5 protein-coding genes and 1 pseudogene are annotated in these 9,165 nt (G+C 66.9%); 3 read left to right on the forward strand and 3 right to left on the reverse strand.

Annotated features, from left to right (window positions below; all coding sequences use genetic code 11):
- Both JK364_RS53520 and JK364_RS53525 read right to left on the reverse strand, forming a co-directional pair.
- Positions 1-1,670: pseudogene (locus JK364_RS53520) on the reverse strand (type I polyketide synthase); the annotation flags it as partial.
- A 212-nt stretch (positions 1,671-1,882) separates the two neighbouring features.
- A complete protein-coding gene (locus tag JK364_RS53525; protein ID WP_201858739.1) occupies positions 1,883-2,644 on the reverse strand; it encodes a thioesterase II family protein in 762 nt (253 codons plus the stop codon).
- Between the two features lie 534 nt (positions 2,645-3,178).
- Here JK364_RS53525 and JK364_RS53530 point away from each other — a divergent pair.
- The 3 genes from JK364_RS53530 to JK364_RS53540 all read left to right on the forward strand — a co-directional run bounded on the left by JK364_RS53530 (position 3,179) and on the right by JK364_RS53540 (position 7,357).
- Positions 3,179-3,418: a ferredoxin gene (locus JK364_RS53530; RefSeq protein ID WP_020866963.1), complete on the forward strand. Its 240-nt coding sequence runs from the start codon at positions 3,179-3,181 to the stop codon at positions 3,416-3,418.
- A 45-nt stretch (positions 3,419-3,463) separates the two neighbouring features.
- Complete coding sequence (locus JK364_RS53535) at positions 3,464-4,672, forward strand: cytochrome P450 (RefSeq protein ID WP_201858736.1); 1,209 nt, start codon at positions 3,464-3,466, stop codon at positions 4,670-4,672.
- A gap of 669 nt (positions 4,673-5,341) precedes the next feature.
- Positions 5,342-7,357, forward strand: coding sequence for a helix-turn-helix domain-containing protein (locus JK364_RS53540; RefSeq protein ID WP_201858737.1), 2,016 nt, complete (start codon positions 5,342-5,344; stop codon positions 7,355-7,357).
- A gap of 42 nt (positions 7,358-7,399) precedes the next feature.
- On the opposite strand, the gene JK364_RS57930 is transcribed toward JK364_RS53540, so the two are convergent.
- Positions 7,400-9,165, reverse strand: a 1,766-nt coding sequence (locus JK364_RS57930) for an alpha/beta fold hydrolase (protein ID WP_201858738.1), incomplete at its 5' end; no start/stop codon positions are given.

The raw sequence follows: 9,165 nt of genomic DNA on the forward strand, positions 1-9,165 counted from the left end.
ATCACCAAGGGCTCCACATCCCCACCAGCAGCTTCCGCCGCCGGTGCCTCCTCGAGGATGACGTGCGCATTGGTCCCCGACACACCGAAGGAAGACACACCCGCCCGCCGCACCCGCTCCCCACGCGGCCAAACCACCGCCTCAGTGAGCAGCTCGACCGCTCCCGCATCCCAATCCACATGCGAAGACGGCCGGTCCACATACAACGTGCGCGGCAGCACCCCCCGGTTCAGGGCCATGACCATCTTGATCACACCACCCACACCAGCAGCCGATTGGGTGTGACCGATGTTCGACTTCAACGACCCCAGCCACAACGGCCGACCGTCCTCCCGGCCCTGCCCATACGTAGCCAGCAGCGCCTGGGCCTCGATCGGGTCACCGAGCGTCGTGCCCGTCCCATGCCCCTCGACGGCGTCCACATCCGCCGTCGTCAGCCGCGCGTTGACCAGCGCCTGCCGGATCACCCGCTCCTGCGACGGACCATTCGGCGCCGTCAACCCATTCGACGCACCATCCTGATTCACCGCAGAACCACGCACCACCGCCAACACCCGATGCCCCCGCGCCCGAGCATCCGACAACCGCTCCAGCAACAGCACACCCACGCCCTCGCTGAACCCGGTCCCATCCGCCGCGTCCGCGAACGCCTTGCACACCCCGTCCACCGCCATGCCACGCTGCCGGGAGAACTCCAGGAAGAGACCCGGGGCCGACATCATCGCCACACCCCCGGCCAGGGCCATCGAGCACTCACCACGGCGCAGCGCCGCGCTGGCCTGGTGCAGGGCCACCAACGACGACGAACACGCCGTGTCCATCGAAAGCGCCGGGCCCTCAAGACCGAGCACGTACGCCACACGGCCAGAGGCGACACTCTGCCGACTGCCGTTGAGCAGGTACCCCTCGAGCTCACCCGGGAAGGTGCTCAGGCGCGAGGCGTAGTCGTTGTAAATGACGCCGAAGTAGACCCCGGTCGGGGTGCCGCGCAGCTCAAGGGGGTTGATTCCCGCAGTCTCGATCGCTTCCCACGACGTCTCCAGAAGCAACCGCTGCTGCGGGTCCACCGCCAGCGCCTCACGCGGCGACATCCCGAAGAACTCCGCGTCGAAGTCCGCGGCCTCGTGCAAGAACCCGCCCTTGCGCACATACGAGGTGCCCGCATGCGCCGGGTCCGGGTCGAACATGTTCTCCAGGTCCCAACCGCGGTCGGTGGGGAAGTCCGAGATGGTGTTCCGGCCGTTGGCCACCACGTCCCACAGCTCATCGGGGGAGCTCACCCCGCCGGGGTAGCGGCAGGCCAGACCCACGATGGCGATCGGGTCGTCGGCATCGCGCCGGTCGTCGTCGTCTTCCGTCGCGCCGGCCGGGGCGGAGGAAACGTCAGCGACGTCGCCCACGATCCGAGACCTCACAAAGCGCGCCAGCGCGGCCGGGTTCGGGTAGTCGAACAGAGCCGTCGACGGGAGGCGAACCCCTGAGCGCTCGGCCAGGTTGCTGATCAGCTGCTGACGCTTCTCCCGGTAGACGCCGAGAGAGCGGAAGGAAGCCTGCTCGGCGATGTCTTCTGGGTTGCGTGAGCCGAGTATCTGAGCGATCTCTTCACGTACCAGGGCGAGCACGATCTCGAACTGTCGCTTTTCGGACGCATCAGAGAGTCGATCGCGCAGCTCAGCATCCGTAAGTACTCGCCTATCCCGCACAGCAAAACCCTTCCAACGCCAACGGAATTACGCCATGTCAGATGTGGACAGCCCGACAGCCCGACAGCCCGACAGCCGTCCAGCCGGAAACCGGCCAACGGGCTCTCAATGGGTCGTGCTAAAAGGACCGAAACAACTGGACCCCGGCCTCAATCAGGTGCCTGATTCACCGAATTCGTTCACTGAGAGATGCGCTCCGCGACGAAACGGGCGACATCGGGCAGTTGCTCAGTAAGGTAGAAGTGGCCGCCTGGGAAGACCATCAGCTCGAAATCCCCGGTGGTGTGCTTTCCCCAGTCCTCCGCCTCATCAGAGGTCACTCGCTCATCGGAGACACCGATAACCGTGGAGATAGGGCATGTGACCCTGGTGTCCGGAGTAACCACATAGCCTTCGATCGCCTTGTAGTCGCTGCGGATGGCGGGCAGGATGACGCGAAGGGCATCCTCATCGGCGAAGATACTGGAGTTCGGACCGTTCAGCGCCTTGAGGTCCGCTATGAGCTGGGCGTCGTCCGTCCGCAGCTTCTCGTCACGGCGTCGTGAGGGCGCGGGGCGGGCCGATGCGAACAGCCGTCGTGGGCTGATCCCGTCCTTCTCTTCGAGGCGTCGCGCCACCTCGAATGCCAGCACCGCGCCCATGCTGTGCCCGAAGAAGGACAGCGGACGATCGTCAAGGGCCCGTACATCCTCGAAGATGAGGTCGGCCATTTCCTCGACGCTGTCTATGCATGCGTCCCGGTGGCGGTCCTGCCTTCCCGGATACTGAACGGCCAGGACTTCCGCCGAGACGTTCAGCCCTCTTGCGAAGGGAAAGAAGAAGGTGGCGGCGCCACCCGCATGGGGAAAGCAGATCAGTCGGACATCTTGAGGAGACTCGCCTCTCCGAAAGCGGCGAAGCCAACGCCCAGGGCGTACTTCGGCTGCACCCACGTACTCCATCCCTTCAATGACCGGTTCCGGCGACCGCACGGTGGTACCCGATGCCAGTAGCCGAAAGGGCTCGGATGAACGGACCCACCCCCGCTTCACAGCCTCCGCCCAAAAACATTTTCGACGCTACAAGCCATCCGCCAACCAGAGAAAGGGTCATCTCTGCACAGGCCAACTGGTGGCCATGGCACGGATGCACAGATGCGTGGCGCGCGGACGGTCGTGACCAGCGGACACGGCCCTGTGGACGCGGTGCCGCGAGCGGTCCGGCACCCCTCCTCGGGCGGCCCCTCCCGGGGTCTGGATAGAGGTCCGGACAGGGGCCCGGATAGGCCGGATTCAACGGTTTTCCCGGCGTATGACGCCTCACGAGCGATGGCAGGAGAGTGCCATTTGGCTTGTGCATGCGTTGCCATGGCCGGACACACGGCAGCATGGAGAGGCCCGTTGAGTGAACGGCGCGCCCGTGTACCGCTACGGGGCTGTCATGGACCGACCTTCTCCCTTTGGTAAAGCGGCAGCATTGAGCAGGAAAGAAGCGCCATGAAGGTGTGGATCGATCAGAGCAGATGCCTCAACAGCAGACAGTGCGAGGAAACCGCACCGCGCGTGTTCTCGATCGCGGACGACAGTCTCGCCTATGTGCGCCAGAACGGCCGGCTGCTCGACCAACCGGGCGGCGAGACATGTCAGGCGAATGTCCCCGATGAGGACCAGGACGCTGTCGATACGGCGGCCTACGAGTGCCCGGGGCAGTGCATCCACGTCATCGAGCAACCGTAGACAGGCCCGCGTCAAGAGAGCCCGTGCCGAATAGGAGGCCATCGCATGTCTGCCGCCGAGAGCACCGATGAGAGCATTCCGCACCTGCCCTTCGACCAGTCCGGCTTGATGGAGTTGCCGCCCCGGTTCGCCGAGCTGCGGGAGAACGATCCGATCGTCAAGGTCCTCACCCCTGTCGGCGATCCGGCGTGGCTGGTCACCCGGCATGAGGATGTGAAGAAGCTCATCTCCGACGCGCGTTTGGGCCGCTCGCATTTCGATCCGCCGAACGCACCGCGCTACAGCGCGGCGGTTATTCTCGGCGGCCCTCGGGGCGAGTACGAGACCGAGGTCGTCGACCACACCAAGGCACGGCAGGTGCTGATTCCGTCGTTCAGCGCTCAGCGGATGCGTTCCCTGCGGCCGCGGATCCAGCGGACGGTGGACGAACTGCTGAGCCGATTCCAGGAGCTCCCGCAGCCGGCCGACTTCCACCAGGAGATAGCGAAACGGCTGCCGGTGTTCGTCATCAGCGAGTTGCTCGGCATCCCCTTCGCCGACCGTGAGCAGCTCGGCACCTGGTCGCAAGGCACCTTCCACACCAGCGACCAGCAGCTCGCCGTCACGGCCATGCGGGAAATGCGTGAGTACATCGCGAAGTTCATCGAACTCAAACGCGCCGAACCGGCCGACGACGTCATCACCGACCTGGTCCTGAAGCAGCAGGAGGCGGGGTTCCCGCCGGACGACGCCATTCAGACGTACGTATCGACGCTGATCATCGCCGGTTTCGAGACCAGTGTGTCGTTCACCGACTACGGCACCCTGCTGTTTCTGCGGAATCCGGATCAGCGGGCGCTGCTGGAAGCGGATCCCGGCCTGGCTCCCCGTGCCGTGGAAGAGATCCTGCGGTTCGCACCGGCCTCGGATGCCTGTATCACCAGGTATGCGCGGGCCGACTTCGAGTACAAGGGGACGCGGATCTCCGAAGGGGATCTGATCGCGCTGAGCCCGCAGACGGCCAATCGTGACCCCCGCGTCTTCCGGGAGCCGGAGCGTTTCGACATCACGCGGAACGAGAACCCGCATATGACGCTCGCCTACGGCCTGCACTACTGCATTGGCGCCCCGCTGGTCCGCGTCATGCTGGACGTGTTGTACCAGACGCTGTTCGCCCGTCTCCCCGGGCTGCGACTCGCGGTGCCGATCGACGAGCTGGTGTCCAGGAACAACGTGCTGACGGGAGGGCTCACCTCGTTGCCCGTGACCTGGTGACCGACGTACGAGGAGCCTGAACAGGCGCCCCGGCGAGAGCCCGTCCGCGGGCGCGACCGGGGCGCCTTCTTCATGCCGCCAGGTCGTCGTGCGGCCGTGCAGCCAGGTCGCCGTGCCGCCAGCTCGCCGTGCCGCCAGCTCGCCGTGCCGCCGTACCGCCCAGCACGTACCGCCGTACGGCGCATACAGCGCGCACGACGCCGCGGGGACGCCGATCCCTGATCATCCACGCATCCACGGGCATACCTGGCCGGTGGCAGGACAGTGCCACTCGGATCTTGAGACGGCGCCGAGGCGGCGCGGGACGGCAGAATGATGTCGGGGCTGCGTTAACGGGGAGGTTGCTGCGGTGTGCAGTGCCAGTAATGAAGTCTCACCAGAGATGAAGGCGGCCCTTTTCCGCCACAGCCAGGGACCAGTGGCTGTCGGGCGGTCCTTACGGAAGTTCGCCAGTGCGGCTTTCGGCATCATGTCGGCCATGCCGCCGTGCATCTGTCCGTCAGGGTCGGCGTCCGGGCATTTTCCGGCCTGAGCAGCGCCTTCAGCGCGACGTCCGCCGCGCATTCCATTATGCGTGTGCGCTCTCGCACCACAGCCGCGGCGCATCACTTCCCGCTACGGCGCAGCACCTTTCATGGACCATTGAACATCTTCGTCACGGGGGCATCGGTGCCAAGTTTGGGTTCACTGTGCGAAAAACCGGCCTTAGGGCTGCGTTTCCTTGATGCTGTCGACCGCAACTCCTTCCGGGCCCGCGCGGTGCTGGGGGTCTGGCTGTCCGATCCGGAGTCGGAGAGGAACATTCGGCTCCTGGACACCGGGCTACGCGATCTGCTGGTCATCGTGGCGCCTGATCAGCCGTGGCTGACCGATCCGGCCGCCGCCGAGCACCGGATCCGCATCCTGGCGCGCAGCGGGGCGGCGGGACTCGCGATCATGCGCACCACTCCGCAGGACGTGCCCGAGACCGTACTGGTGAATGCCAGGAAGCACGGTGTGCCACTGCTCGTCGGCAGCGAGGAGCTGTGCGGATCGGAGGTGGCGCAGGTCGTCAGCCGAGAGCGGCTGCGGGAGTACGAGGACCGCGCTCAGCAGCTGGAGGAGATGCTGGACCAGATACGGCGGCCGGGGAGGCAGGGGCACCACAGACTGCAGACCCTGCTCGACCGGCTGGCCAAGGCGGTGGAGGGGTCGGTGCGCCTGGTCGATCCGCACAAGGCCGTGCTGACGTCCGAATTGAGCGCGGGGGGCCCGCTGGTGGAGCCGCCGGCCGCCATGGTGGAACGCATCGTGGGCGGGGAAGTGGGAGCCGCGTCCATCAACCATGGGAAGCACAGCGTGCGGCTCTACTCGATCGGTTATCACCCACCCCACATGGTTCTCATCGTGGTGCGCGACCAGGACTTCAACGAGTCCACCGAGAAGATCATCGCGCGTTCCACCGTGCTGCTGAGCCTGCTGATCCGTGCGGAGGAGATGGACAGCGACCAGTACCGGCTGCAGCAGACCATGAGCTCGATGCGGGCCGCGGTGCTCCATCTGGCGCTGAACGGTCTCACCCAACTCGCCCAGGAGATCGGCCAGTCCCTGTATCCCGGGCTCTTCTCCGCCGATCAGGTCCGGGTGCACCTCATCACCTGTGGGGAGCGGGAGCTGAACGCCACGGCCTCCAAGCTGGAGAACGCACTGCGGCAGCGGGCCCTGGTCGTCCGTTCGCCGTTCCGTTCCGATCAGCTCTTCGTCGTCACGCCCGAGTGGCCGTCCTCGCTCCCGCTCCCGCCCTCGTCCTCGCTCCCGTCCTCATCCTCGTCCTCGTCCTCGTCCTCGTCCGTTGAGGATCGCGGCACGAGTGTCGTCCAGCGGCTGCACGACCTGGTGGCCGACGTTCCAGGGCTCAGGATGGGCGCCAGCCACCCCAAGCCGCTGGCGAACCTCGAGGAGGCACACCGAGAGGCCCATCGGGCTCTCACCATGGCGGGGAACAGTCAGGAGAAGCTGGTGACGGCGGCCCGGGAGGAACCCGGTCTGTCCTTCTTCCTCGACCCGGGCGCCGGCCAGGCGTGGGCAGAGGCCTTCCTCCGCCCGCTCGACGCGCTCGCCCCCACGGCGCGGGAGAGCATTCTGCGAACGATCGATCTGTCGTTGCGGTTCTCCCGTCTCGATGTGGCGAAGGCCACCGGATCACATCGCAACACGGTGGCGGCGCGCATCGCGAAGGTCAGTGAGCTCCTCGCCCTGGACCTCAGCTGCCTGCCCGACCGGGCCGTGCTCAGCCTCGCGCTGGAGCTCCGGGCCTTGCCTCCCCATACGCCCCACACGGCCCATCCGGCGAACGCGGTGTCCGGCGAGCGGAGCCTCGGCGATCTGCTGGCGGACGACGGCGCCCAGGAATGGGCCAGGATCTACCTCGGACGTCTGGACGCGGATCGCAGAGAGCTACGGCGGACGCTGGCGGCGTGGGTGGCCTTCGGCGGCAACGTGGAGCAGACCGCGCAGAAGGTCGGCGTCCATCTGAAGACGGTCCGCAACCATTTGCGCGCGGCCGAGAGCCTGCTCAACTGCCGTCTCCTGGGGACCCCGGGGCACACGCATGACCTGGTGCTGGCCATGCATGCCCTGGGGGTCGCCCAGGTACTGCCCGACCACCTGGTGCGATCCCCCTCCCGCCGACTTCGCGCGGCGTGACCCGCGTCTTCACTCCCGCACTCCGCGTGTTCTCTGGGCTCCTCATGTTTCCCGTGCTCCGACATCGCGAGCGACGACGGTGCCGATCTCGTTCGCCGCCGCGGTGTCGAGCATCTCCGAGTGGGTGCAGTCGATGTCGACGATCCTGATGTCCCCTTCCACATACCGCCGCCAATCCAGGGGGTCGCCCGTCCTCGCGTCGGCTTCCGGTATCACCGCCCGCACAAGGACGATGTCGCCCTTGAGGACGGGAGGAGCGTGGCGCGCCATCATGTCGAGATTCGTCCGGTAGGCCCGGTAGATGCCGTCCACGTGCTCCTCGCTGACCTCGGTCTCGAGGAGAGGTGGCCGCCACAGCTCGTCGTCCGCCACCGGGGCGTACTGATTCCGGGCGACCCTCAGCAGGTCCTCGACCACTTCCCTGCGGGACGGGCACCAGAGCGGTTCGGTGCTCTGCCGCTCGAGGGGATACGCGTCCAGGAGGAACAGCCGATCGACCCGTTCCCCCATGGCCTCGAGACGTGCGGCCATGGTGTGCGCCACCAGCCCGCCGAAGGACCAGCCCAGGAGGTTGTACGGCCCCGAGGGCTGGATCGACCTCATCACGGCCACGTAGTCATCCGCCATCTCCTCGATGCTCGCCGCCGCCTCCCGCGACACATCGAGGCCACGGGCCTGAAGGGCGTAGAGGGAGAAGCTGCCGACCGCGTGTCCGGCCAGCGCCTGGTAGGCCCAACCGATGCCACTCGCCGGATGCACACAGAACAGCTTGGGTGTGTCCGGCTCGGACCTGATGGCCAGGACGGCGTCGAAGTCGTGTGAGCTTTCCCCGGCGTCCAGGAGGCGAGCGAGCCGAGCCGGGGACGGGGCCTGAAACAGGGCCTGCATGCCCAGGCGGGCGCCGGTCTCCGCGCGCAACCGGCCCATCAAGCGCATGGCGAGAAGGGAATGGCCGCCCAGCGAGAAGAAGTCGGCATCGGCCGGGACGTCGGGCAGGCCCAGCACCTGGGCGAACAACCCGCACAGCAGCTCTTCGGTGGGGGTGGCGGGTGCGCGGCCGGGGGCCGGGGTGTAGTCGGGGGCGGGCAGCGCCTTGCGGTCCAGCTTCCCGTTCGCCGTCAGCGGCAACTGCTCCAGTACGACAACGGCCGAAGGCACCATGTACTCGGGCAGGACACCCGTCAGGAACTCCCGCAACTCCGTAGCCGTCGGATGGGATCCGGCCGTCGGTACGGCATAGCCGGTCAGCCGCCGGTCCCCAGGACGGTCCTCACGCACCACGACCGCCGCCTGCGCCACCTGCGGATGCGACGCCAGCGCCGCCTCCACCTCACCCAACTCGATACGGAAACCACGCACCTTGACCTGATCATCCACCCGGCCCACGAACTCCAACCGCCCGTCCGCCCGCCATCGGACCAGGTCCCCGGTGCGATACATCCGCCCACCGGGCTCGGCGAACGGGCATGCCACGAACCGTTCCGCCGTCAGCCCGGCACGGCCCGCATAACCACGGGCCAATCCGGTACCAGCTACATACAACTCGCCCATCACCCCCGGTGGCACCAACCCGAGTCCACCGTCCAGCACGTAGACCGAGGTGTTGGACAACGGACGACCCAGCGGCGGTGCACCCCGGTCGGCTGGGTCGAGGGTCGCGGTGGTGGACCAGATGGTGCACTCGGTCGGACCGTAGAGATTGATCACCTGCGACCCGAACTCGCCCAACCGCTGGGCCAGTTGCGTTGACAGTGCTTCACCACCGGCCAGGACCCGCAGCTCCTGCAGCATCTCCGGGGCCTGGGAGG

The sequence above is a fragment of the Streptomyces endocoffeicus genome, assembly GCF_016741935.1.
GTDB lineage: Bacteria > Actinomycetota > Actinomycetes > Streptomycetales > Streptomycetaceae > Streptomyces > Streptomyces endocoffeicus.

Bases quoted from the DNA above. Each gene is read 5' to 3' on its own strand.
- JK364_RS53525 (WP_201858739.1), bottom strand. From the start codon at position 2,644: ATGGAGTACGTGGGTGCAGCCGAAGTACGCCCTGGGCGTTGGCTTCGC.
- JK364_RS53530 (WP_020866963.1), top strand. From the start codon at position 3,179: ATGAAGGTGTGGATCGATCAGAGCAGATGCCTCAACAGCAGACAGTGC.
- JK364_RS53535 (WP_201858736.1), top strand. From the start codon at position 3,464: ATGTCTGCCGCCGAGAGCACCGATGAGAGCATTCCGCACCTGCCCTTC.